22 protein-coding genes and 1 pseudogene are annotated in these 22,043 nt (G+C 71.5%); 22 read left to right on the forward strand and 1 reads right to left on the reverse strand.

Annotated elements, in window-relative coordinates; all coding sequences use genetic code 11:
- Positions 1 to 326: 326 nt before the first annotated feature.
- The 4 genes from ACFSL4_RS09115 (at position 327) to ffh (ending at position 6,185) form a co-directional block, all read left to right on the forward strand.
- The gene (locus ACFSL4_RS09115; protein ID WP_381080413.1) at positions 327 to 1,664 is read left to right on the forward strand and encodes an ammonium transporter; all 1,338 of its coding nucleotides are present in this window, start codon (positions 327 to 329) and stop codon (positions 1,662 to 1,664) included.
- Positions 1,661 to 1,999 carry a P-II family nitrogen regulator gene (locus ACFSL4_RS09120; protein ID WP_381080415.1) on the forward strand — a complete coding sequence of 113 codons (339 nt, stop codon included), beginning with the start codon at positions 1,661 to 1,663 and terminating at the stop codon, positions 1,997 to 1,999. Before ACFSL4_RS09115 ends, ACFSL4_RS09120 begins: the two co-directional genes overlap by 4 nt.
- A gap of 28 nt (positions 2,000 to 2,027) precedes the next feature.
- The gene (locus tag ACFSL4_RS09125; RefSeq protein WP_381080417.1) at positions 2,028 to 4,475 is read left to right on the forward strand and encodes a [protein-PII] uridylyltransferase; all 2,448 of its coding nucleotides are present in this window, start codon (positions 2,028 to 2,030) and stop codon (positions 4,473 to 4,475) included.
- A 159-nt stretch (positions 4,476 to 4,634) separates the two neighbouring features.
- Positions 4,635 to 6,185, forward strand: coding sequence for a signal recognition particle protein (ffh, locus tag ACFSL4_RS09130; protein WP_381080419.1), 1,551 nt, complete (start codon positions 4,635 to 4,637; stop codon positions 6,183 to 6,185).
- Between the two features lie 87 nt (positions 6,186 to 6,272).
- On the opposite strand, the gene ACFSL4_RS09135 is transcribed toward ffh, so the two are convergent.
- The gene (locus ACFSL4_RS09135) at positions 6,273 to 7,139 is read right to left on the reverse strand and encodes an SAM-dependent methyltransferase (protein WP_381080421.1); all 867 of its coding nucleotides are present in this window, start codon (positions 7,137 to 7,139) and stop codon (positions 6,273 to 6,275) included.
- Positions 7,140 to 7,364: 225 nt separating this feature from the next.
- Between ACFSL4_RS09135 and proS the strand changes: the two are divergent.
- The 18 genes and pseudogenes from proS (at position 7,365) to ACFSL4_RS09225 (ending at position 21,993) form a co-directional block, all read left to right on the forward strand.
- Positions 7,365 to 8,779: pseudogene (proS, locus tag ACFSL4_RS09140) on the forward strand (proline--tRNA ligase).
- A 240-nt stretch (positions 8,780 to 9,019) separates the two neighbouring features.
- A complete protein-coding gene (locus tag ACFSL4_RS09145) occupies positions 9,020 to 9,622 on the forward strand; it encodes a hypothetical protein (protein ID WP_381080423.1) in 603 nt (200 codons plus the stop codon).
- Between the two features lie 303 nt (positions 9,623 to 9,925).
- Positions 9,926 to 10,345, forward strand: a complete 420-nt coding sequence (gene rpsP / locus ACFSL4_RS09150; RefSeq protein ID WP_381080425.1) for a 30S ribosomal protein S16 — start codon at positions 9,926 to 9,928, stop codon at positions 10,343 to 10,345.
- 2 nt (positions 10,346 to 10,347) lie between these two features.
- Positions 10,348 to 10,587, forward strand: coding sequence for an RNA-binding protein (locus tag ACFSL4_RS09155; RefSeq protein ID WP_381080427.1), 240 nt, complete (start codon positions 10,348 to 10,350; stop codon positions 10,585 to 10,587).
- Between the two features lie 110 nt (positions 10,588 to 10,697).
- Positions 10,698 to 11,240, forward strand: coding sequence for a ribosome maturation factor RimM (rimM, locus tag ACFSL4_RS09160; protein WP_381080429.1), 543 nt, complete (start codon positions 10,698 to 10,700; stop codon positions 11,238 to 11,240).
- Complete coding sequence (gene trmD / locus ACFSL4_RS09165) at positions 11,240 to 12,073, forward strand: tRNA (guanosine(37)-N1)-methyltransferase TrmD (protein WP_381080432.1); 834 nt, start codon at positions 11,240 to 11,242, stop codon at positions 12,071 to 12,073. Before rimM ends, trmD begins: the two co-directional genes overlap by 1 nt.
- A 136-nt stretch (positions 12,074 to 12,209) precedes the next feature.
- Complete coding sequence (gene rplS / locus ACFSL4_RS09170) at positions 12,210 to 12,560, forward strand: 50S ribosomal protein L19 (RefSeq protein ID WP_381080434.1); 351 nt, start codon at positions 12,210 to 12,212, stop codon at positions 12,558 to 12,560.
- Positions 12,561 to 12,608: 48 nt separating this feature from the next.
- Positions 12,609 to 13,325 (forward strand): signal peptidase I, encoded by a 717-nt coding sequence (lepB, locus tag ACFSL4_RS09175; RefSeq protein WP_381080436.1) that lies wholly within the window; start codon positions 12,609 to 12,611, stop codon positions 13,323 to 13,325.
- The gene (gene lepB / locus ACFSL4_RS09180; protein ID WP_381080438.1) at positions 13,318 to 14,403 is read left to right on the forward strand and encodes a signal peptidase I; all 1,086 of its coding nucleotides are present in this window, start codon (positions 13,318 to 13,320) and stop codon (positions 14,401 to 14,403) included. The genes lepB (ACFSL4_RS09175) and lepB (ACFSL4_RS09180) overlap by 8 nt, the downstream gene beginning before the upstream one ends.
- Positions 14,291 to 15,241 (forward strand): signal peptidase I, encoded by a 951-nt coding sequence (lepB, locus tag ACFSL4_RS09185; RefSeq protein WP_381080440.1) that lies wholly within the window; start codon positions 14,291 to 14,293, stop codon positions 15,239 to 15,241. Before lepB (ACFSL4_RS09180) ends, lepB (ACFSL4_RS09185) begins: the two co-directional genes overlap by 113 nt.
- 77 nt (positions 15,242 to 15,318) lie before the next feature.
- Positions 15,319 to 16,062 carry a signal peptidase I gene (lepB, locus tag ACFSL4_RS09190; protein WP_381080442.1) on the forward strand — a complete coding sequence of 248 codons (744 nt, stop codon included), beginning with the start codon at positions 15,319 to 15,321 and terminating at the stop codon, positions 16,060 to 16,062.
- Positions 16,052 to 16,570, forward strand: a complete 519-nt coding sequence (locus ACFSL4_RS09195; protein WP_381080444.1) for an NUDIX hydrolase — start codon at positions 16,052 to 16,054, stop codon at positions 16,568 to 16,570. The genes lepB (ACFSL4_RS09190) and ACFSL4_RS09195 overlap by 11 nt, the downstream gene beginning before the upstream one ends.
- 56 nt (positions 16,571 to 16,626) lie before the next feature.
- Positions 16,627 to 16,935 carry a DUF2469 domain-containing protein gene (locus ACFSL4_RS09200; RefSeq protein WP_008745401.1) on the forward strand — a complete coding sequence of 103 codons (309 nt, stop codon included), beginning with the start codon at positions 16,627 to 16,629 and terminating at the stop codon, positions 16,933 to 16,935.
- A gap of 77 nt (positions 16,936 to 17,012) precedes the next feature.
- Positions 17,013 to 17,414 carry a YraN family protein gene (locus tag ACFSL4_RS09205; protein ID WP_381080446.1) on the forward strand — a complete coding sequence of 134 codons (402 nt, stop codon included), beginning with the start codon at positions 17,013 to 17,015 and terminating at the stop codon, positions 17,412 to 17,414.
- Positions 17,414 to 19,033 (forward strand): YifB family Mg chelatase-like AAA ATPase, encoded by a 1,620-nt coding sequence (locus ACFSL4_RS09210; RefSeq protein WP_381080448.1) that lies wholly within the window; start codon positions 17,414 to 17,416, stop codon positions 19,031 to 19,033. The genes ACFSL4_RS09205 and ACFSL4_RS09210 overlap by 1 nt, the downstream gene beginning before the upstream one ends.
- Positions 19,030 to 20,190, forward strand: a complete 1,161-nt coding sequence (dprA, locus tag ACFSL4_RS09215) for a DNA-processing protein DprA (protein ID WP_381080450.1) — start codon at positions 19,030 to 19,032, stop codon at positions 20,188 to 20,190. Before ACFSL4_RS09210 ends, dprA begins: the two co-directional genes overlap by 4 nt.
- Positions 20,191 to 20,460: 270 nt before the next feature.
- Positions 20,461 to 21,303 carry an RNA polymerase sigma factor WhiG gene (gene whiG / locus ACFSL4_RS09220; RefSeq protein ID WP_381080452.1) on the forward strand — a complete coding sequence of 281 codons (843 nt, stop codon included), beginning with the start codon at positions 20,461 to 20,463 and terminating at the stop codon, positions 21,301 to 21,303.
- 132 nt (positions 21,304 to 21,435) lie between these two features.
- Positions 21,436 to 21,993: a TetR/AcrR family transcriptional regulator gene (locus tag ACFSL4_RS09225; protein WP_381080567.1), complete on the forward strand. Its 558-nt coding sequence runs from the start codon at positions 21,436 to 21,438 to the stop codon at positions 21,991 to 21,993.
- The last annotated feature ends 50 nt before the right edge of the window (positions 21,994 to 22,043 follow it).

Genomic DNA, 22,043 nt, shown 5'->3' on the forward strand with positions numbered 1-22,043 from the left:
GGCCGCCGCGGCCGGATCCGTCTGCCGCGCCCCGCGGAGCGCCGGCGCCGGGGGTGCGGCCGGACATCGCGGGTGATCCATCGGGGGCATTTGGCCATGCCGTTCATGAGAGGTTGCGTCACGATAACGATCGGCGCGGCCGCCATCCGGCAGTTCATCAATGCGTAACACGCCCGGCGCCTTCGTCACTGCGGCGAAACATCGAGGGCGGTCGACCGAAACCGCGCTGCGCCAATCTCATGGCGCATAACCGGCCCACCCCTCATGACACCGGACCGCTCAGGCTTCGCCCGCACGGGGCCGTACCAACCGACGAGGAGATGCCGATGGCACCAGCCATCATGCTTGCGGCGGACGCACCCAAGTTGTCGTCCGCCAACACAGGCTTCATGCTGATCTGTTCCGCCCTGGTGATGCTCATGACCCCGGGCCTGGCCTTCTTCTACGGAGGCATGGTCCGCGTCAAGAGCACCCTGAACATGCTGATGATGAGCTTCATCAGCCTGGGCATCGTCACCATCCTGTGGGTGCTCTACGGCTTCTCCATGGCCTTCGGCACCGACAAGGGTTCGATCGTCGGGTGGACCTCCGACTTCGTGGGCTTCGGCGGCATCGGGACGACGGACCTCTGGGACGGCTACACCATCCCGGTCTTCGTCTTCGCCGTCTTCCAGCTGATGTTCGCCATCATCACGCCCGCCCTGATAAGCGGCGCGCTGGCCGACCGGGTGAAGTTCACGGCCTGGTCGCTCTTCCTGGTGCTGTGGGTCACGGTCGTGTACTTCCCGGTCGCCCACTGGGTCTGGGGCGCCGGCGGCTGGGCCTTCGAGCTGGGTGTGATCGACTTCGCCGGCGGTACGGCGGTCCACATCAACGCGGGTGCGGCGGCGCTCGGCGTGATCCTCGTCATCGGCAAGCGCGTCGGCTTCAAGAAGGACCCGATGCGTCCGCACAGCCTCCCGCTGGTCATGCTCGGCGCCGGTCTCCTGTGGTTCGGCTGGTTCGGCTTCAACGCCGGATCGTGGCTCGGCAACGACGACGGCGTCGGCTCGCTGATGTTCGTCAACACGCAGATCGCCACCGCGGCCGCCATGCTCGCCTGGCTCGCCTACGAGAAGATCCGCCACGGCGCGTTCACCACGCTGGGCGCCGCGTCCGGTGCCGTCGCCGGCCTGGTCGCCATCACCCCGTCCGGCGGCGCGGTCTCCCCGCTCGGCGCGATCGCCGTCGGCGCCATCGCCGGTGTCCTGTGCGCCATGGCCGTCGGCCTGAAGTACAAGTTCGGCTACGACGACTCCCTCGACGTCGTCGGTGTCCACATGGTCGGCGGTGTGGTCGGCTCGCTGCTGATCGGCTTCTTCGCCAGCGGCAAGGGCCAGTCCGATGTCAAGGGCCTCTTCTACGGCGGCGGCATGGACCAGTTCTGGAAGCAGTGCGCCGGTGTCTTCGCGGTCCTCGCCTACTCGCTGGTCGCCTCCGCGATCCTCGCCTTCATCCTCGACAAGACGATCGGGATGCGGGTCTCGGAGGACGAGGAGGTCTCCGGTATCGACCAGGCCGAGCACGCCGAGACCGCATACGACTTCAGCGGCGTGGGCGGCGGCGTCGTCGGAAGCGCCGCGTCGGCCCTGGCCGCCACGGAGACCAAGAAGGTGGACGCATGAAGCTCATCACCGCCGTTGTGAAGCCCCACCGGCTCGACGAGATCAAGGAGGCCCTCCAGGCCTTCGGGGTACACGGACTGACGGTCACCGAGGCGAGCGGTTACGGTCGGCAGAGGGGACACACCGAGGTCTACCGCGGCGCCGAGTACACCGTGGACCTCGTCCCCAAGATCCGCATCGAGGTGCTGGCCGAGGACGACGACGCCGAACAGCTCATCGACGTCATCGTCAAGGCGGCCCGTACCGGCAAGATCGGAGACGGCAAGGTCTGGTCCCTCCCGGTCGAGACGGTCGTCCGGGTCCGGACCGGTGAGCGCGGCCCCGACGCGCTGTAGGGCACCACAAGGAACAAGGAGTCGCCGGGTGACGAGTACGCACGCACGTACGGAAGCAGAGGACTCGGGACCCAGCGGCTACGCGGCGGCCCGGCTGCGCCTCCTCCAGGAGGGGGCGCGGTCCGGGCCGCCGCGCCGCGCGGCCCTCGCGGAACTGACGGACGGCTGGCTCGCGGACCTGTTCACCGCGGGTGCCGAGGGACTGCACGGCGTCTGTCTGGTCGCGGTCGGCGGGTACGGCCGCGGCGAGCTGTCCCCGCGCAGCGACCTCGATCTGCTCCTGCTGCACGACGGCAGCGACCCCAGGGCGGTCGCCGCCCTCGCCGACCGCCTCTGGTACCCCGTCTGGGACCTCGGTCTCGCCCTCGACCACTCCGTCCGCACCCCGGCGGAGGCCCGCAAGACGGCCGGCGAGGACCTGAAGGTGCAGCTCGGCCTGCTGGACGCCCGGCATCTGGCCGGTGACCTCGGGATGACCGCGGCCCTCCGCACGACCGTCCTGGCCGACTGGCGCAACCAGGCGCCGAAACGCCTCCCCGAACTGCGGGACCTGTGCGCCGAACGGGCCGAGCGGCAGGGCGAACTGCAGTACCTGCTGGAGCCGGACCTCAAGGAGGCGCGGGGCGGGCTGCGCGACGCCACGGCCCTGCGTGCGGTCGCCGCCTCCTGGCTCGCCGACGCCCCGCGCGAAGGACTGGCGGACGCCCGGCGCAGGCTCCTGGACGTACGGGACGCGCTGCATCTGACCACCGGGCGGGCCACCGACCGGCTGGCCCTGCAGGAGCAGGACCAGGTCGCAGCCGAGCTCGGGCTGCTGGACGCCGACACACTGCTGCGCGAGGTGTACGAGGCAGCGCGCGTGATCGCGTACGCCAGTGATGTCACCTGGCGCGAGGTCGGGCGCGTGCTGCGGTCGCGCGCCGCGCGACCGCGGCTGCGCACCATCCTGGGCGGCGGCAAGGCGGTCGCGGAGCGGTCCCCGCTGGCGGAGGGCGTGGTGGAACAGGACGGCGAGGTGGTGCTCGCCCGCGCCGCACGCCCGGAGCGCGACCCCGTGCTCCCCTTGCGCGCCGCCGCGGCCGCCGCCCAGGCCGGCCTTCCCCTCTCCCTGCACGCCGTACGGCGCATGGCGGCCGGCGCGCGTCCCCTGCCCACGCCCTGGCCCGCCGAGGCGCGCGAACAGCTCGTGACCCTGCTGGGCTCCGGCCGCCCGACCGTGGAGGTGTGGGAGGCACTGGAGGCCGAGGGGCTGATCACCCGCCTGCTGCCCGACTGGGAGCGCGTGCGCTGCCGCCCGCAGCGCAACGCGGTGCACATCTGGACCGTCGACCGGCATCTGATCGAGACCGCCGTACGCGCCTCGGAACTGACCCGCCGCGTCGGCCGCCCCGACCTCCTCCTGGTCGCCGCGCTCCTGCACGACATCGGCAAGGGCTGGCCCGGCGACCACTCCGTCGCGGGCGAGATCATCGCGCGGGACGTGGCGGGCCGCATCGGCTTCGACCGCGACGAGGCCGCCGTCCTGGCCACCCTCGTACGCCACCACCTGCTGCTCGTCGAGACGGCGACCCGGCGCGACCTGGAGGACCCGGCCACCGTGCGCTCGGTCGCCGAGACGGTCGGCTCGCCGAGCACGCTGGAGCTGCTGCACGCCCTGACCGAGGCGGACGCGCTGGCCACCGGGCCCGCGGCCTGGTCGTCCTGGCGGGGCGCGCTGGTGGCGGACCTCGTCAAGCGGGTCTCGGCGGTGCTCGCCGGCGACGAGCCCGCCGACCCGGAGGCCGCCTCCCCCACCGCCGAGCAGGAACGGCTCGCCATCGAGGCCATCCGCACGGGCGGCCCGGTCCTGGCGCTGCGCGCCCAGACCGAGCCGCCGTCCGAGGAGCCCTCCGGCGAACCGGAACCCCTCGGCGTGGAACTGCTCATCGCCGTACCGGACCAGCCCGGCGTGCTGCCCGCGGTCGCCGGCGTCCTGGCCATGCACCGCCTCACCGTCCGCACGGCGGAACTGCGGACCCTGGACCTCCCGGACGGTGTCCACGACGGCTCGGTCCTGCTGCTCGACTGGCGGGTGGCGGCGGAGTACGGTTCCCTGCCGCAGGCCGCGCGGCTGCGCGCCGACCTCGTACGGGCCCTGGACGGCTCCCTGGACATCGCGGGGCGCCTGGCGGAGCGCGACGCGGCCTACCCCAGGCGCCGGGGCGTGGTGCCGCCCCCGCCGCGTGTGACGGTCGCGCCGGCCGCCTCGCGGCACGCCACGGTGATCGAGGTGCGGGCCCAGGACGCGCCGGGGCTGCTGTTCCGGATCGGGCGGGCGCTGGAGAAGTCGGGCGTACGGGTGCGCAGCGCTCACGTCAGCACGTTGGGTGCGAACGCCGTCGATGCGTTCTATGTGACGACGGGCACGGGCGCGTCGCTGCCGGGGGAGGAGGCGGTTTCGGTGGCGCGGATGCTGGAGGAGACGCTGCGGGCGTGACATTGCCGACACGCGGTGCGTTCACTCGATGCGGTCTCCACCGGCACGGCGAATCGTTCCCGCCCGCTGGAAGACGACGGGCGGGAACGATTCGCTTGCCGGGCCGGATACCCTGGAGGGCAGCCCAAGACGACTCCGACCCCGAGGACCGACGCCGCCGTGTTCGATACCCTCTCCGACCGACTTAGCCTGACTTTCAAAAACCTCCGCGGGAAGGGCCGGCTGAGCGAAGCGGACATCGACGCCACGGCGCGCGAGATCCGCATCGCGCTCCTCGAAGCCGATGTGGCCCTGCCCGTGGTCCGCTCCTTCATCAAGAACGTGAAGGAGAGGTGCCTCGGCACCGAGGTCTCGAAGGCTCTCAACCCCAGCCAGCAGGTCCTCAAGATCGTCAACGACGAGCTTGTCACCATCCTCGGCGGTGAGACCCGCCGTCTCCGCTTCGCCAAGCAGCCCCCGACCGTGATCATGCTCGCGGGTCTGCAGGGCGCCGGTAAGACCACCCTCGCGGGCAAGCTCGGAAGGTGGCTCAAGGAACAGGGCCACTCGCCGCTGCTGGTCGCCGCCGACCTCCAGCGCCCCAACGCGGTCAACCAGCTGAGCGTCGTCGCCGAGCGCGCCGGCGTGGCGGTCTACGCTCCGGAGCCGGGCAACGGCGTGGGCGACCCGGTCAAGGTCGCCAAGGACTCCATCGACTTCGCGAGGACGAAGGTCCACGACATCGTGATCGTGGACACCGCCGGCCGTCTCGGCATCGACCAGGAGATGATGCAGCAGGCCGCGGACATCCGGGACGCGATCGGCCCCGACGAGATCCTGTTCGTCGTCGACGCCATGATCGGTCAGGACGCCGTCAACACGGCGGAGGCGTTCCGTGACGGCGTCGGCTTCGACGGCGTGGTCCTCTCCAAGCTCGACGGTGACGCCCGCGGTGGCGCCGCCCTGTCGATCCGCCAGATCACCGGCAAACCGATCATGTTCGCGTCGAACGGCGAGAAGCTCGACGACTTCGACGCCTTCCACCCGGACCGGATGGCCTCCCGCATCCTCGACATGGGTGACCTGCTCACCCTGATCGAGCAGGCGGAGAAGACCTTCAGCCAGGCCGAGGCCGAGAAGATGGCCTCCAAGCTGGCCTCCAAGAAGGGCCAGGACTTCACCCTCGATGACTTCCTGGCCCAGATGGAGCAGGTCAGGAAGATGGGCTCGATCTCCAAGCTGCTCGGCATGCTCCCGGGCATGGGGCAGATCAAGGACCAGATCAACAACCTCGACGAGCGGGACGTCGACCGCACGGCCGCGATCATCAAGTCGATGACCCCGACCGAACGCCAGGACCCGACGATCATCAACGGCTCACGCCGTGCCCGTATCGCCAAGGGGTCCGGCGTCGAGGTCAGCGCGGTCAAGAACCTGGTGGAGCGGTTCTTCGAGGCGCGCAAGATGATGTCCCGCATGGCCCAGGGCGGCGGCATGCCCGGCATGCCGGGGATCCCGGGCATGGGCGGCGGTCCCGGCCGCGCCAAGAAGCAGCCCAAGAAGTCCAAGGGCAAGCAGCGCTCCGGCAACCCGATGAAGCGCAAGCAGCAGGAGCAGGAGGCCGCCGCGCGCCGCGCCGCCGCGGCCCAGAGCGGGGGCGCCTTCGGACTGCCCCAGCAGAGCGGGCAGGAGTTCGAGCTGCCGGACGAGTTCAAGAAGTTCATGGGCTGACGCCCACGACGGTTTGTCGGCCACGGCGTGGGGCGCCTCTCTCCGCAGGGGCGCCCCACGTGTGCCTCCCCGCCCGCGACCGGACCGTCAGGGGGCCCGCGCGATCAGGTACCGGAAGACATTGGGCATCCACACCGTTCCATCGGCCCGCCGGTGCGGGTGCAGCGACTCCGTCAGCTCCTTGCCGACCTGTTCCCGGTCCGTCGCGGCGATCGCCGCGTCGAACAGTCCCGTCGACAGCATCCCCCGTACCGCGCTGTCCATGTCCGCGTACCCGAAGGGGCAGGCGACCCGCCCCGACCCGTCCGGGCTGAGCCCGCAGCGCTGCGCGGCCTCCTCCAGGTCGTCGCGCCGGGCCGGACGCCAACCGCCCCGGCCGTGCTCGGGGTCGGCCAGCCGGCTGACGGCGCGGAGCACGGACGAGGTGCTGCACCGTTCCGGCGGATCCCATGCGGCGAGCACCACGGGCGCTCCGTGCTCGGCCAGAGGCGTGGCCTCGGCCAGCAGGGCCCGCAGACCCTCGCGGTCGCCGACCGTGCACCCGATCGGTTCGAAGGAGGTCAGCAGGGTGTAGGCCGCCTCCCCGGCGGCCGGTGCCGCGTCCCGGGGAGCGCCGTGGACGATCCGGGCGACGGCACGCGCGCGTGCCCGCGGCGCCGGCGCCGCGGGCAGCAGCCGCTCGTGGGCGAGGGCCAGCCGCTCGGGGGCGCCGCCATCGACTCCGGTGACCGCGGCACCGCGCAAGGCGGCCAGGAGCAGGGCGAGTCCGGTACCGCAGCCGAGCCCGAGCAGCCGCGTCCCGGATCCCACGTCGAGCCGCTCGTAGACCGCCTCGTAGAGCGGTACGAGCATCCGCTCCTGGATCTCGGCCCAGTCTCGCGCACGTGCGCACCGGTCCGCGCCGGGAGCGGGTTCCGCAGGGGGGAGGCGGTGCCCCGCGAGCGTAGGTGTCATCGAATGCGCCCCCATCCTCAAAGGCGTGCCGCCGTGTCCGGTCCCATGGCCCCGTGACGTCCGCTCGCGCTCCCCTCCCATGACGCCCGTATGCCAGGAAACTGCGCGCCCGCCGTGGCGTCCAGGGGGTGCGGAGCACTCCGTGTGAGCCGTCCGTGCGCCCCCTGCCCACCCCGGGTGACAATTGGCGCACGCCGTGGGCAGGCGTCCCCGTACGATCGCGCCATGGCCAAGGCACCCGTTCTCACACCCCGGGCGGACGACTTCCCGCGCTGGTACCAGGACCTGATCAACAAGGCCGAACTGGCCGACAACGGGCCGGTGCGCGGCACCATGGTCATCCGACCGTACGGGTACGGGCTGTGGGAGCGGATGCAGCGGGAGATGGACGCCCGCATCAAGGAGGCGGGCGCCTCCAACGCGTACTTCCCGCTGTTCATCCCGCAGTCGTACCTGGCCAAGGAGGCCGAGCACGTCGAGGGCTTCGCCCCCGAGCTCGCGGTCGTCACCCACGGCGGCGGCAAGGACCTGGAGGAGCCGGTCGTCGTCCGCCCCACCTCCGAGACGATCATCAACGAGTACTTCTCCAAGTGGGTGCAGAGCTACCGCGACCTGCCGCTGCTGATCAACCAGTGGGCGAACGTGGTGCGCTGGGAGATGCGCCCCCGCCTGTTCCTGCGGACGACCGAGTTCCTGTGGCAGGAGGGGCACACCGCCCACGCCACCTACGAGGAGGCCAGGGACTATGCCGCCCACGTCCATCAGAAGGTGTACGCCGACTTCATGGCCGACGTCCTCGGCATCGATGTCGTCCTCGGCCGCAAGACGGCGAGCGAGCGCTTCGCCGGTGCCGTCAACACCCTCACCCTGGAGGGGATGATGGGCGACGGCAAGGCGCTCCAGATGGGCACCAGCCATGAACTCGGCCAGAACTTCGCCAAGGCGTTCCACACGCAGTACCTGTCGAAGGACGGAAGACAGGAGTTCGTCTGGCAGACCTCCTGGGGCTCGTCCACGCGCATGGTGGGTGGCCTGATCATGTCCCATGGCGATGACAACGGGTTGCGGGTCCCGCCGCGGCTCGCGCCGGTCCAGGCCGTGGTCCTCGCGGTCAAGGGCGACGAAGCGGTTCTGGCCACGGTCCGCGAACTCGGCGACCGGCTGACCGCGGCCGGGATCCGCGTCCATGTTGACGACCGCACCGACACCCCGTTCGGCCGCCGCGCGGTCGACTGGGAGCTCAAGGGAGTGCCCGTCCGCATCGAGATCGGCCCCCGTGACCTGGCAAGCGGCACCGCGATGCTGGCCCGCCGTATCCCGGGGGGCAAGGAGCCGGTGGCGCTGGAATCGCTCGACCGGCTGATCCCCGGGATCCTCGAAGAGGACCAGGCGCTGCTCCTGGCGCAGTCGCGCGAGCGCCGGGAGTCCCGTACGGCGGACGTGTCGACGATCGAGGAGGCCGTCGAGGCGGCCGGGGCCGGCGGCTGGGCGCGTGTTCCGTGGGCTCTGCTCGGGGCAGACGGCGAGGCCAGGCTGGCCGAGCAGGGGTGACCGTACGATGTCTGGTCGCCGAGGACGGGTCGGTCCCTGACAACGATGACGCACCCGGTAACGTCGCTGTCGTGGCGCGCGCTTACTGAGGTACGAGGAGCGCGGCCGAAACGCCTCTTGCGCACCAGCGGATCATGGGCACCCCATGTGGGAGAGCCGGTGGGCGTACGCATCGCTACGCACCACCTTGGGACGGGCTGCGCGGCTTCTCCACACATCAGCGCACGCGCCCTCCTCGGGATGCATCAGGAGCAACTGACGGGTACGTGCAAATTATTTGGGATGCCCCGGAATAGGAACACACGGGCCCCCAGGCTCGTTGTCATTACGTGAGCACGACACCACCTGTTCTCGCCGCAGAGCTGGCGCAGGCGTGGGCCGACATTCAGCGGCACCACCCCGAGCTGCCGGATCTTGCCGCGCCCGAGTCCCTGATCGGGGAGTCGTCGTCCGCCTGCGGACACGAACTCTCCTTCGAGCGACTGCTCCATGAGGCAGTCCATGGCATCGCGGCCGCCCGAGGGGTGCGCGACACCTCCCGAGCCGGCCGCTATCACAACCGCAGATTCCTCGCGATCGCCGAGGAGCTGGGTCTGGACCATCCCGAGGAGCCGCATCCGAGCAGCGGCTTCTCCCTGGTCACGCTCAGCCCCGAGGCGAAGCGGCGCTACCGCCCGACGATGGAGCGGCTCCAGCGCGCGCTGAAGGCCCACTCGGCGGCGACAGCCGACGACACGGCCCGTACGTTCCGGGGCCCGGCCGCCCGTCACGGTTCCTCCGGCGGCGGCGTCCGCGTCAAGGCGGTCTGCGACTGTGGCCGCAACGTCCGCGTCGTTCCGTCGGTCCTGGCCCAGGCGCCGATCGTGTGCGGCGGATGCGGAAAGCCCTTCCGCATTCCCGAGCCGGAGCCCGTGGGGGCGGCGGCGGGCTGAGAAGCGGCTGTTCGTGGCAGCCGCACTCGGTCCGCCGCATCGCGGGCCGCAGACACCCTGCGAGCGCCGGGCGGCGTGACCCACGCCCGGGGAGCCCGGCGCCGGGTGTCCCTCAGGCGTGCCCGCGTGCGCTCGCGGCTCAGGGCGACCCCCGGGGTATGGCACAATGGCTCGCTGTACTCGACAGCCGCACAGGACCCCTCTCTCCTCCGGCTGACGCGTCCATCGGGCACTCGGGTACCGCAACCCCACGCGGCCGCTCCGCCGTGCCCAACCACGTCAAATCCAGGAGAACCCACTCCCGTGGCAGTCAAGATCAAGCTGAAGCGTCTGGGCAAGATCCGTTCGCCTCACTACCGCATCGTCGTCGCCGACTCCCGCACGCGCCGTGACGGCCGGGCGATCGAGGAGATCGGCAAGTACCACCCGACGTACCACCCGTCGGTCATCGAGGTCGACGCCGAGCGCGTGGCGTACTGGCTCTCCGTCGGCGCCCAGCCGACCGAGCCCGTTCTCGCCATCCTGAAGAAGACCGGCGACTGGCAGAAGTTCAAGGGCGAGCCCGCCCCGGCGCCGCTGCTGCAGCCCGAGGCCAAGGGCGCGCGGCCGTCGTTCGAGGCCCTCGGCGGTGACGACGAGGGCAAGGGTGAGGCGATCACCCAGAAGAAGAAGGCTGAGAAGAAGGACGAGGCCGCAGCCGAGTCCTCCGTGTCCGAGGCCTGAGCATGCTCGAGGAGGCTCTCGAGCACCTCGTGAAGGGCATCGTCGACAACCCTGACGATGTGCAGGTGTCCTCGCGCACCCTGCGCCGCGGGCGTGTGCTCGAGGTCCGGGTGCACCCCGACGACCTCGGCAAGGTGATCGGCCGCAACGGCCGCACCGCACGCGCTCTGCGCACCGTCGTGGGCGCCATCGGAGGCCGCGGCGTCCGCGTCGACCTCGTCGACGTGGACCACGTCCGCTGAACGCAACGCAGCACCGGCTCGGGCCGGGGAGGGCCACTGGGCCGTCCCCGGCCCGTCGTCGTCACCGGGCCGCATGACGCAGGACCCGGCAGGACAGGAGAGCAAGCACAGTGCAGCTGGTAGTCGCACGGATCGGCCGCGCCCACGGCGTCAAGGGCGAGGTCACCGTCGAAGTACGTACCGACGAGCCGGAGCTGAGGCTCGCGCCCGGCGCGGTCCTGGCCACCGACCCGGCCTCGGCCGGACCGCTGACCATCGAGACGGGCCGGGTGCACAGCGGCCGCCTCCTGCTGCGGTTCGAGGGGGTGGGCGACCGCAACGCCGCCGAGGCGCTGCGCAACACCCTGCTGATCGCCGAGGTCGACCCGGACGCACTGCCCGAGGGTGAGGACGAGTACTACGACCACCAGCTCATCGACCTGGACGTCGTCACCAAGGACGGCACCCAGGTCGGCCGGATCACCGAGATCTCCCACCTGCCCTCGCAGGACCTGTTCGTGGTGGAGCGCCCCGACGGCAGTGAGGTCCTCGTCCCGTTCGTCGAGGAGATCGTCACCGACATCGATCTGCGGGAGCAGCGCGCGGTGATCGACCCGCCGCCCGGGCTGATCGACGACCGCGCCGAGATCGCGTCCTCCAGGGACGAGGCGTGATGCGGCTCGACGTCGTCACGATCTTCCCCGAGTACCTGGAACCGCTGAACGTCTCCCTGGTCGGCAAGGCACGCGCGCGTGGACAGCTGAACGTGCACGTGCACGATCTGCGCCGCTGGACGCACGACCGCCACCACACGGTCGACGACACCCCGTACGGCGGCGGCCCGGGCATGGTCATGAAGACGGAACCCTGGGGTGAGGCCCTGGACGACATCCTGGCCGACGGCTACGAGACCGGTTCCTCGGCGCCCGCCCTGGTCGTTCCCACGCCCAGCGGCCGCCCCTTCACCCAGAAGCTCGCCGTCGAACTGTCCGAGCGCCCGTGGCTGGTCTTCACACCCGCCCGCTACGAGGGCATCGACCGCCGCGTCATCGACGAGTACGCGACGCGGATACCCGTGTACGAGGTCTCCATCGGCGACTACGTCCTCGCCGGCGGCGAGGCGGCCGTCCTCGTCGTCACCGAGGCGGTGGCCCGGCTGCTGCCCGGGGTCCTCGGCAACGTCGAGTCCCACCGCGACGACTCCTTCGCGCCCGGCGCGATGGCGAACCTCCTGGAGGGGCCCGTCTACACCAAGCCGCCGGCCTGGCGTGGCCGGGACATCCCGGAGGTGCTCCTCAGCGGCCACCACGGCAGGATCGCCCGCTGGCGCCGGGACGAGGCCCTCAAGCGCACGACGGCCCACCGGCCCGACCTGATCGAGCGCTGCGAGCCCACGGCCTTCGACAGGAAGGACCGCGAAACGCTCTTTGTCCTCGGTTGGGCCCCCGACCCGGACGGCGAGCCGTATGGCCGATTTTGGCGCAGGACCCGGGACGTGGAAGAATAGGCCGCTGTTGTCCGCGGTCCGGTGCACGCCCCTGCCACAGGGGGACACGACGTCCACCCCGACGCGGCCGGCGAACTCTTACCGAAAAACTACGTACCGCCGATGACCTGTGGCATCGGTGAAGAAAGCAGACGACATGTCTCACCTGCTCGACTCCGTCGACGCCGCATCACTGCGCAGCGACATCCCGGCCTTCCGCCCGGGTGACACCGTCAACGTGCACGTCCGCGTCATCGAGGGCAACCGCTCCCGTGTGCAGCAGTTCAAGGGTGTGGTGATCCGCCGCCAGGGCTCCGGCGTGCGCGAGACCTTCACGGTCCGCAAGGTCTCCTTCTCCGTCGGCGTCGAGCGCACCTTCCCGGTGCACACCCCGATCGTGGAGAAGATCGAGCTCGTCACCAGGGGCGACGTGCGCCGCGCCAAGCTGTACTACCTGCGCGAGCTGCGCGGCAAGGCGGCGAAGATCAAGGAGAAGCGCGAGGGCTGAGCTCTCCCGCGCGGGGTCCACAGCCGGGCCGGATAGCATCTGCCCCCGATGGACACCGAAGCACAGCACGTGGAGCGCGACCGCTCCTCCGGCCCCGCTGAACCCGAGAAGACCTCGGACGCGGCGGCCCCGGAGGGACGGTCGCGTTTCGCGTTGGTGTCCCGGGCCGTCGACCGGCTGCCCGGCGGGCGCATCACCCTGACCGCGCTGGCCGGTCTGCTGTCCTTCCTCGTTCTGACCACCTTCGTGGTGCAGCCGTTCGACATCCCCAGCGGTTCGATGGAGCCCGGATTGAGGGTTGGGGACCGCCTGCTCGTAAATAAGTTGGCGTACCGTTTCGGATCGAAGCCGCGGCGGGGAGACACCATCGTGTTCGACGGCACGGGGTACTTCGGTGACGCGGACTACGTCAAGCGCGTGGTCGGTGTGGGGGGAGACCACGTGGTCTGCTGCGACAAGGAGGGGAAGCTCGAGGTGAACGGCCGGTCGGTCGACGAGTCGTCGTTTCTGTACCCCGGGGACAGCCCGTCCGACGTCCCCTTCGACGTCGTCGTGCCCGACGGCAGGCTCTTCGTGCTGGGCGACCACCGCGGGGCCTCCAGTGACTCGCGCGACCACCTGGGCTCACCGGGCGGCGGCATGATCCCCGTCGGTGCCGTGATCGGCAGGGCCGACTGGGTCGCCTGGCCCTCCTCCCGCTGGGCGCGCCTCACCCGCCCCGGCGCCTACGCACGCGTACCCCCCGCGGACGGTGCCCATGGGTAACCGCGGCAAGCGGCGTGGCGACCCGGCCGACACCGCCCTGCAGAACCTCCTGCCCACCGGCGCGCGGCGCGCCACCGGCTCCGGCCCCACCGGGCGCAGCCGTGCCGAGCGGCGCAAGCTCCAGCGCAAGGTCAAGCGCAAGCGGAGGCGCTCCGCGGTCAAGGAGATACCGCTCCTCGTCGGCGTCGCCGTTCTCATAGCGCTGGTCCTGAAGACCTTTCTCGTGCAGGCGTTCGTCATCCCGTCGGGCTCCATGGAGAACACCATCCAGATCGGCGACCGCGTCCTCGTCGACAAGCTGACCCCCTGGTTCGGCTCCAAGCCGCAGCGCGGTGACGTCGTCGTCTTCCGGGACCCCGGCGACTGGCTGGCGGGCGAGAAGACGACGAAGAAGAACGACCCGGTCGTCGTCAAGCAGATCAAGGAAGGGCTCACCTGGATCGGTCTGCTGCCGTCGGACAACGACAAGGACCTCATCAAGCGGGTCGTCGCGGTCGGCGGCGACACCGTCAAGTGCTGCGACACACAGGGCCGCGTCACCGTCAACGGCATCCCGCTGAACGAGCCGTACATTCACCCGGGGAACAAACCTTCGGACTTCGCGTTCTCTGTGACCGTTCCGCCGGGCCGGCTGTGGGTCATGGGAGACCACCGGGCCAACTCGGCCGACTCGCGTTACCACCGCACAGAGAAGTTCGACGGCACCGTCTCCGAGGGCTCGGTCGTCGGCCGCGCCGTGGTCATCGCCTGGCCCTTGGGACACTGGGCGCGCCTGAAGGAGCCTGACACTTACGCGTCGGTGCCGAGCGGGTCGACCACTGCACTCGGCCCGTCGCATAGGGTGGCCTCAGCGGATCGATACGGATTGGTCCCCCTCCCGAGCCCTGCGGAACTCCCGCTCGTTATGGGAGTGGTGAGCCTGCGTCGACTGGGGCGCCGGCGGCGGTACGGAGTGAGGAGTGGATGTGGGGGATTTGGCGGTCGGCGCACGGTCCGGACACGATGGCCCCGAAGAGCCGGAGCGGCCCGACGAGACGGCTGCCCCGACCGCGCGGGAACACGTCGGCGCCGGGAGTGACTCCCCCGACGACGGCACGCCGGAGAGCGGCGACGAGGGCGGCACGCCCAAGAAGCAACGCTCCTTCTGGAAGGAACTGCCCCTCCTCGTCGGTATCGCGCTGGTGCTCGCGCTGCTGATCAAGACGTTCCTGGTCCAGGCGTTCTCCATCCCCTCCGACTCGATGCAGAACACCCTCCAGGTGGGTGACCGTGTCCTCGTCGACAAGCTGACCCCCTGGTTCGGCTCCCAGCCCTCGCGCGGTGAGGTCGTCGTCTTCCACGACCCGGACAACTGGCTGGCGGGCGAGCCCACCAGCAATCCCAACGCCCTCCAGACGGCGCTGAGCTGGATCGGCCTGATGCCGTCCGCCGAGGAGAAGGACCTGATCAAGCGGGTCATCGGCGTCGCCGGCGACACCATCGAGTGCAAGGGTACGGGCCCGCTGACGGTCAACGGCAGGGCGCTGAACGAGCCGTATGTGTACCCCGGCAACACGCCGTGCAGCGTCGACGAGCAGGGCGGCCAGTTCAAGGTCACCGTTCCCGCGGGCAAAATCTGGGTCATGGGCGACCACCGGCAGAACTCGCTGGACTCCCGCTACCACCAGCAGGACAGCAACCAGGGCTTCGTCCCCGTGGGCAACGTCGTGGGCCGCGCGATCGTCATCGCCTGGCCGCCCACCCGCTGGGACACGCTGCCGGTCCCGGACACCTTCGACCAGGGCCTCGGCGCGATGGCCCCCGGGGCGCTCGGTCTGACGGGCGCGGTGCCGCTGGTGCTGTGGCGCAGGCGCCGCCTCACCGCGCCGCTTACCGCCGGAAACCCGAGGGTTTCTGGCAGCCGTACCGCCGGGTAGGGTGCCGTCCCAGATCGCCGATCTTCCGCGACCCGGCAGCGGGCTGCGGGGTCGATCCTCCGACCTGGGAGCACGGGATGAGCGGGACTGGTCGTACGCAAGAGGGCCGCGGACGGCTCGGCAGCGCGCTGTCGGGGCTCGCCGTGGCCCTCGGCTGTGTGCTCTTCCTCGGCGGGTTCGCCTGGGGCGCGGTCGTCTACAAGCCGTACACCGTGCCGACCGACTCCATGTCGCCCACCATCGTCGCCGGTGACCGGGTGCTGGCCCAGCGCGTCGACGGCGCCGACATCAAGCGCGGCGACGTCGTCGTCTTCCGGCAGAAGAGCTGGGGCAACCTGCCGATGGTCAAGCGGGTCGTCGCGGTCGGCGGCGACACCGTCGGGTGCTGCACCGACGGCAGGCTGACCGTCAACGGCAAGCAGATCAAGGAGTCGTACCTGGCCAAGGGGCAGGTCGCGGAGTCCAAGAAGATCCCCACGGTCACGGTCCCCAAGGGGCGCCTGTTCCTGCTCGGCGACGAGCGCAGCGGCTCCCTCGACTCCACCGCGCACCTCACGGAGGCGTTCAGCGGAACGGTGCCGCGCAGCGCGGTGGACGCCCGCGTGGATGCCGTGGTCTGGCCCATGAACGGCATGCTGGCCCGTCCGACCGGCTTCGAGACGCTGGGCCCCATCTCGTCTCCGGGCCCCCTTCGGCTGGTCGTCGGCGCGATCGTGGCGGGCGCGGTGCTGGTGATGGCGGGCGCGGCGTACGGCCCGGTCGCGAAGCGCGCGAGCCGCGGGCGCGGCGGGGCTCGGATGGAGCCGGCCGGTGCCCGCTGACGTCCCGGCGCCCTCCGTCCCGGAGACCGGGCTGCGCAGGGTGGCGCGGGTGGTGCTGCTCGACCCGCACGACCGCATCCTGCTGCTGCACGGGCACGAGCCCGACGATCCGGCCGACGACTGGTGGTTCACGCCCGGCGGCGGTGTGGAGGGCGACGAGACGCGCGAGCAGGCCGCGCTGCGGGAACTGGCCGAGGAGACCGGCATCACCGAGATCGAACTGGGCCCGGTGCTGTGGCAGCGCGTGTGCTCGTTCCCGTTCGCGGGCCGCCGCTGGGACCAGGACGAGTGGTACTACCTGGCCCGAACGGCCCAGACGGCCACGGCCGCGCTGGGCCTGACCGACCTGGAAAAACGCAGTGTCGTCGGAGCACGGTGGTGGACGTGGCGGGAACTCGCCGAGGCACATGAGACGGTGTACCCGACGAGACTCGCCGAGCTGCTGCGCACGCTGCTCGACGATGGTCCCCCGGCCAGGCCCGAGGTCCTCGACACCGAAATCGTCTAGAGGCCCACGGGACTGGCGCACAATGGTGGGATCGCACGGCTGAAGGGGAACATGCCATGAGCGCCGAGGACCTCGAGAAGTACGAGACCGAGATGGAGCTGAAGCTCTACCGGGAGTACCGCGATGTCGTCGGTCTGTTCAAATACGTGATCGAGACCGAACGGCGCTTCTACCTCACCAACGACTACGAGATGCAGGTGCACTCGGTCCAGGGCGAGGTGTTCTTCGAGGTGTCCATGGCCGATGCCTGGGTGTGGGACATGTACCGGCCCGCTCGTTTCGTGAAGCAGGTCCGGGTACTCACATTCAAGGACGTGAACATCGAGGAGCTGAACAAGACCGATCTGGAGCTGCCGGGCGGGTGAGGGCTACCGGAGCGGGTGACGGAGTTGTCCACAACCGCTGAGTTGTCCACCAAGATCCACTTCTTGGGGCAGGATGCGTGACGGTTGGCGCCGGAGGTGGTGCCGACATGACCACACACTTGGCACGCAGTGCACTCGGCAGGTACGGGGAGGAACTGGCCTCCCGTCGGCTGGCCGGCGCGGGGATGACGCTCCTGGAGCGCAACTGGCGCTGCGGCAGAAGCGGCGAGATCGACATCGTGGCCAGGGACGGTGACGTCCTGGTCGTCTGTGAGGTCAAGACCCGCAGGCGCGGCTGCTTCGAGCACCCGATGGCCGCCGTCACCCCGGGCAAGGCCCGGCGGCTGCGCGATCTCGCCGAGCGCTGGATCCAGGCGCACGGCGGGGCGCCACCGGGCGGGGTGCGCATCGACGTGGTCGGGGTCGTCCTGCCCGAGCGCGGTGCCGCCGTGGTCGAGCATGTGCGGGGGGTGGCCTGATGGGCTTCGCGCGTACGTGCTCCGTGGCACTGGTCGGTGTCGAGGGCGTCGTGGTCGAGGTCCAGGCCGACCTCGAACCGGGCGTGGCGGCGTTCACCCTGGTCGGCCTGCCCGACAAGAGCCTGACGGAGAGCCGGGACCGAGTGCGGGCGGCGGTCGTCAACTCGGGCGGCGAATGGCCGCAGAAGAAGCTCACGGTCGGGCTCAGCCCGGCCTCCGTACCGAAGGCCGGCAGCGGGTTCGACCTCGCCGTGGCGTGCGCGGTGCTCGGCGCCTCGGAGCGGATCGACCCCCGGGTGCTCGCCGACATCGTGATGATCGGCGAGCTGGGCCTGGACGGCCGGGTTCGGCCAGTCCGGGGCATTCTGCCGGCGGTCCTGGCGGCGGCGGACGCGGGGTACGAGCAGGTGGTCGTGCCGGAGTGCGCCGCCGCCGAGGCATCGCTGGTGCCCGGCGTGTCCGTGCTGGGCGTCCGCAGCCTGCGCCAGCTGATCGCGGTCCTCGCGGACGAACCCGTGCCCGAGGAGGCCCCGGACGAGCAGGGCCGCCCCGATCCGCTCCTGGCCGGTCTGCGCGTGCCGGGCACCGGCGCCGCCACGGGGATGCACTGCGCGGGCGCCGCACCGCACGACCACGACCTGGCCGACGTCGTGGGCCAGATCCCGGCCCGTACGGCGGTGGAGGTGGCCGCGGCGGGCGGCCACCACATCTTCCTGGAAGGGCCGCCCGGCGCGGGCAAGACAATGCTCGCGGAGCGGCTCCCCGCCATCCTGCCCCGGCTCGGCAGAACGGAATCGCTGGAGGTCACAGCGGTGCACTCGGTGGCGGGCCTGCTGCCCCCGGGCAAGCCCCTGATCGACGTCGCCCCCTACTGCGCCCCGCACCACTCCGCCACCATGCAGGCCCTCGTCGGCGGTGGCCCCGGTGTCGCCCGGCCCGGCGCCGTGTCGTTGTCCCACCGGGGCGTGCTCTTCCTGGACGAGACGCCCGAGTTCAGCAGCCGGGCCCTCGACGCGCTGCGGCAGCCCCTGGAGGCAGGGCACGTCGTGATCGCCCGCAGCGCGGGCGTCGTGCGGTTCCCGGCGAGGTTCCTGATGGTGCTCGCGGCCAACCCCTGTCCCTGCGGACGCTTCTCGCGGCGCGACACGGTGTGCGAGTGCCCGCCCGCGGCGATCCGCCGCTACCAGGCCCGGCTGTCCGGCCCGCTCCTGGACCGGGTCGACCTGCGCGTCGAGGTGGACCCGGTCACCCGCGCGGAACTCACCTGGAGCGGCGCCAGGGGCGAGTCCACCCGGACGGTCGCCGACCGGGTCCGGGCAGCCAGGGAGAGGGCGGCGGCACGCCTCGCGGGCACGCCGTGGCGGACCAACAGCGACGTGCCCGGACGGGAGCTGCGCAGCCGCTGGTGTGCCGCGAGCGGCGCCATGGACGAGGCCGAGCGCCATCTGGAGCGGGGCGTGCTGACGGCCCGGGGACTGGATCGCGTGCTGCGCGTGGCCTGGACCGTCGCGGATCTCGTGGGCCACGACCGGCCGGACGCGACGGATGTCGCCCGCGCGCTGCATCTGCGCACCGGGGTGCCGCGGGGCGTACCGATGGCCCTCGGGGCGCCGGCATGAGCGGGGACGGCGCCCCGGACGGAGCACACCGCGCCCGCGTCCTCCTCACCCGGGTCATCGAGCCCGGGGACGAGGTGGCGGGGCGCTGGCTGCGCGAGCACGGGGCCGAGGAGGTGGCGCTGCGGCTGCGGGAGGGCGGGCCGCGGCTGCCGGGGGTGTCGGACGAGCGGTGGGCGGGGCTGCGGGCGCGGGCCGTCCGGGCCGAGCCGGAGCGGGACCTGGCCGCGGCCCGGGAGGCGGGGGCGAGATTCGTGTGCCCCGGCGGCTTCGAGTGGCCCGCCCAGCTCGACGACCTCGGGGACGCCCGGCCCGTCGGGCTCTGGGTGCGCGGGCGGCCCAGCCTGCGCCTGTGGGCCCTGCGGTCGGTCGCGGTCGTCGGCGCACGGGCCTGCACCGACTACGGTGCGCATGCGGCGGCGACCCTGGCCGCGGGGCTCGCGGAGCGCGGCTGGGTGGTCGTCTCCGGCGGTGCCTACGGCGTGGACGGGGCAGCCCACCGCGGCACCCTCGCGGCCGGCGGCGCCACCGTCGCCGTGCTGGCCTGCGGGGTCGACCGGCCCTACCCGCGCGGGCACACCGAGTTGATCACCAGGATCGCGCACCAGGGGCTGGTCCTCGGCGAGCTGCCACCCGGCGATCACCCCACGCCCAGCCGGTTCATCCTCAGAAACCGCGTGATTGCGGCGCTCACCCGCGGCACCGTGGTCGTCGAGGCGGCCTACCGCAGCGGCGCGCTGGCCACGGCACGCGCGGCACAGCGGCTGGGCCGGCACACGATGGGCGTGCCCGGACCGGTCACCAGCGGACTCTCCGCCGGCGTCCACGAACTGCTGAGGGGGGAGGCCGTCCTGGTCTCCGACGCCGCGGAGGTCGCCGAACTGGTCGGGGAGATGGGCGAGCTGGCCCCGGACCGGCGGGGGCCCGTCCTGCCGCGCGATCTCCTCCACCCCGCCGCGGCCCGCGTGCTCGCCGCGCTGCCGGCCCGCGGCGCGGCCGCGGTGCGGGAGATCGCCCGCGGGGCCGGGACGAGCGACGACGACGCGGTCGGGAGACTGTACGAACTCCGATCACTTGGATTCGTCGAACGACACGACGATGGCTGGAAGTTGACACGCCAGGCGGTGAGCGCGGGCCGACAAGATCACGGCGGATGCTGACCCAGAGTGATCGGCCGTCCGGGCGATGCCCGACGGCCTTGGCAATTCCCGTAGTTGACCGCTTCAGTGGTCACACAGGGCGACGACCCTGATCTCTGCAGGAAGCCTGCGATGCCCGTTCGCGCGGGGGTGATGCACCGTTCTTCGCACACTGCGACACCGCAGTCACGCTACGCTCACGAGGATCCCGACTCAGACAGGCATCTCGACATCAGACCGACAGCTCACCCAGGTATCCCCAGTTCACAGCAGAACGGCACAAGGCGACGAATGCCCCAGCACACCTCCGGGTCCGACCGGGCGGCGCTTCCCCCAGCCGCCCGTGACGGCGGCAACGTGCGCCCGCCCGCTCCCTCGACACTCGACGAGTTGTGGCGGTCGTACAAGGAGACGGGGGACGAGCGGTTGCGGGAGCAGCTCATCCTGCACTACTCACCACTGGTGAAGTACGTGGCGGGTCGGGTGAGTGTGGGACTGCCAGCCAATGTGGAGCAGGCGGACTTCGTGTCATCGGGCGTGTTCGGGCTGATCGACGCCATCGAGAAGTTCGACATCGAACGGGAGATCAAGTTCGAGACGTACGCGATCACCCGTATTCGTGGCGCGATGATCGACGAACTGCGGGCGCTGGACTGGATCCCGCGGTCGGTGCGGCAGAAGGCGCGCAGCGTGGAGCGGGCGTACGCGACCCTGGAGGCGCGGCTGCGGCGGACGCCGACCGAGGCGGAGGTGGCGCAGGAGATGGGGATCGGCGTGGAGGAGCTCCACGCCGTCTTCAGCCAGCTGTCGCTGGCGAACGTGGTGGCCCTGGAGGAGCTGCTGCACGCCGGGGGCGAGGGCGGCGACCGGCTGAGCCTGATGGACACCCTGGAGGACACCGCCGCGGACAACCCGGTCGAGGTGGCGGAGGACCGGGAGCTGCGACGGTTCCTGGCGCGCGCCATCAACACGCTGCCCGAGCGGGAGAAGACCGTCGTCACGCTCTACTACTACGAGGGCCTCACGCTCGCCGAGATCGGCAATGTGCTCGGGGTGACCGAGAGCCGGGTGAGCCAGATCCACACGAAGTCGGTGCTGCAGCTGAGGGCCAAGCTGGCCGGCTTCGGCCGCTGACCCGGCCGCCGGCCGGGTAGGCCGGCGCGCCCCGGCGGGGGAGCTGTGACCGGCGCGCGGGACGGGAGTTGCTCCCGCCGGCGGTGGTCCGTCCGTACAGTGGTGGACGTGCCAAGGATTCGAGCGGCCTCCGTGGCCGAGCACCGGTCGATGCAGCGAGCCGCCCTCCTGGACGCGGCACGGTCCCTGCTGTCCCAGGGCGGCACGGAGGCGCTGACGTTCCCGGCGCTCGCCGAGCGAACGGGCCTGGCGCGGTCCTCCGTCTATGAGTACTTCCGCTCCCGCGCGGCACTCGTCGAGGAGCTGTGCGCCGTCGACTTCCCGGTCTGGGCGGCGGAGGTCGAGGCGGCGATGGCCGCGGTGGACGGGCCCGAGGCGAAGGTCGAGGCTTATGTACGACAGCAGTTGGCGCTCGTGGGGGACCGCAGGCACCGCGCCGTGGTGGCCATCTCCGCGCGCGAACTGGACGCGGGGGCGCGCGAGAAGATCCGGGCCGCACACGGAGGGCTCGTCGCGGTGATCGTCGAGGCGCTCGGCCAGATGGGCCACCGTGAACCCCGGCTGGCGGCGATGCTGCTCCAGGGCGTGGTCGACGCGGCGGTGCGGCGCATCGAGCTGGGAGCCGCGGAGGACCCGGCCGCCATCACCGAGGCGGCGGTGGCGATGGCCCTGCGGGGCCTGCGGGGCTGAGCGCTCCGCGGCCGGCGGCGCCCGCGGCGGGGGCCCCGCGCGGATGCGAC

This window comes from Streptomyces caeni (genome assembly GCF_042678285.1).
GTDB classification, from domain to species: Bacteria; Actinomycetota; Actinomycetes; order Streptomycetales; family Streptomycetaceae; genus Streptomyces; species Streptomyces caeni.

Excerpts from the sequence above, each read along its gene's own strand:
- ACFSL4_RS09115 (WP_381080413.1), top strand. The coding sequence starts at position 327 with ATGGCACCAGCCATCATGCTTGCGGCGGACGCACCCAAGTTGTCGTCC.
- ACFSL4_RS09120 (WP_381080415.1), top strand. The coding sequence starts at position 1,661 with ATGAAGCTCATCACCGCCGTTGTGAAGCCCCACCGGCTCGACGAGATC.
- ACFSL4_RS09135 (WP_381080421.1), bottom strand. The coding sequence starts at position 7,139 with ATGACACCTACGCTCGCGGGGCACCGCCTCCCCCCTGCGGAACCCGCT.
- ACFSL4_RS09155 (WP_381080427.1), top strand. The coding sequence starts at position 10,348 with ATGCTCGAGGAGGCTCTCGAGCACCTCGTGAAGGGCATCGTCGACAAC.
- trmD (WP_381080432.1), top strand. The coding sequence starts at position 11,240 with ATGCGGCTCGACGTCGTCACGATCTTCCCCGAGTACCTGGAACCGCTG.
- rplS (WP_381080434.1), top strand. The coding sequence starts at position 12,210 with ATGTCTCACCTGCTCGACTCCGTCGACGCCGCATCACTGCGCAGCGAC.
- lepB (WP_381080436.1), top strand. The coding sequence starts at position 12,609 with ATGGACACCGAAGCACAGCACGTGGAGCGCGACCGCTCCTCCGGCCCC.
- lepB (WP_381080438.1), top strand. The coding sequence starts at position 13,318 with ATGGGTAACCGCGGCAAGCGGCGTGGCGACCCGGCCGACACCGCCCTG.
- lepB (WP_381080442.1), top strand. The coding sequence starts at position 15,319 with ATGAGCGGGACTGGTCGTACGCAAGAGGGCCGCGGACGGCTCGGCAGC.
- ACFSL4_RS09200 (WP_008745401.1), top strand. The coding sequence starts at position 16,627 with ATGAGCGCCGAGGACCTCGAGAAGTACGAGACCGAGATGGAGCTGAAG.
- ACFSL4_RS09210 (WP_381080448.1), top strand. The coding sequence starts at position 17,414 with ATGGGCTTCGCGCGTACGTGCTCCGTGGCACTGGTCGGTGTCGAGGGC.
- dprA (WP_381080450.1), top strand. The coding sequence starts at position 19,030 with ATGAGCGGGGACGGCGCCCCGGACGGAGCACACCGCGCCCGCGTCCTC.
- whiG (WP_381080452.1), top strand. The coding sequence starts at position 20,461 with ATGCCCCAGCACACCTCCGGGTCCGACCGGGCGGCGCTTCCCCCAGCC.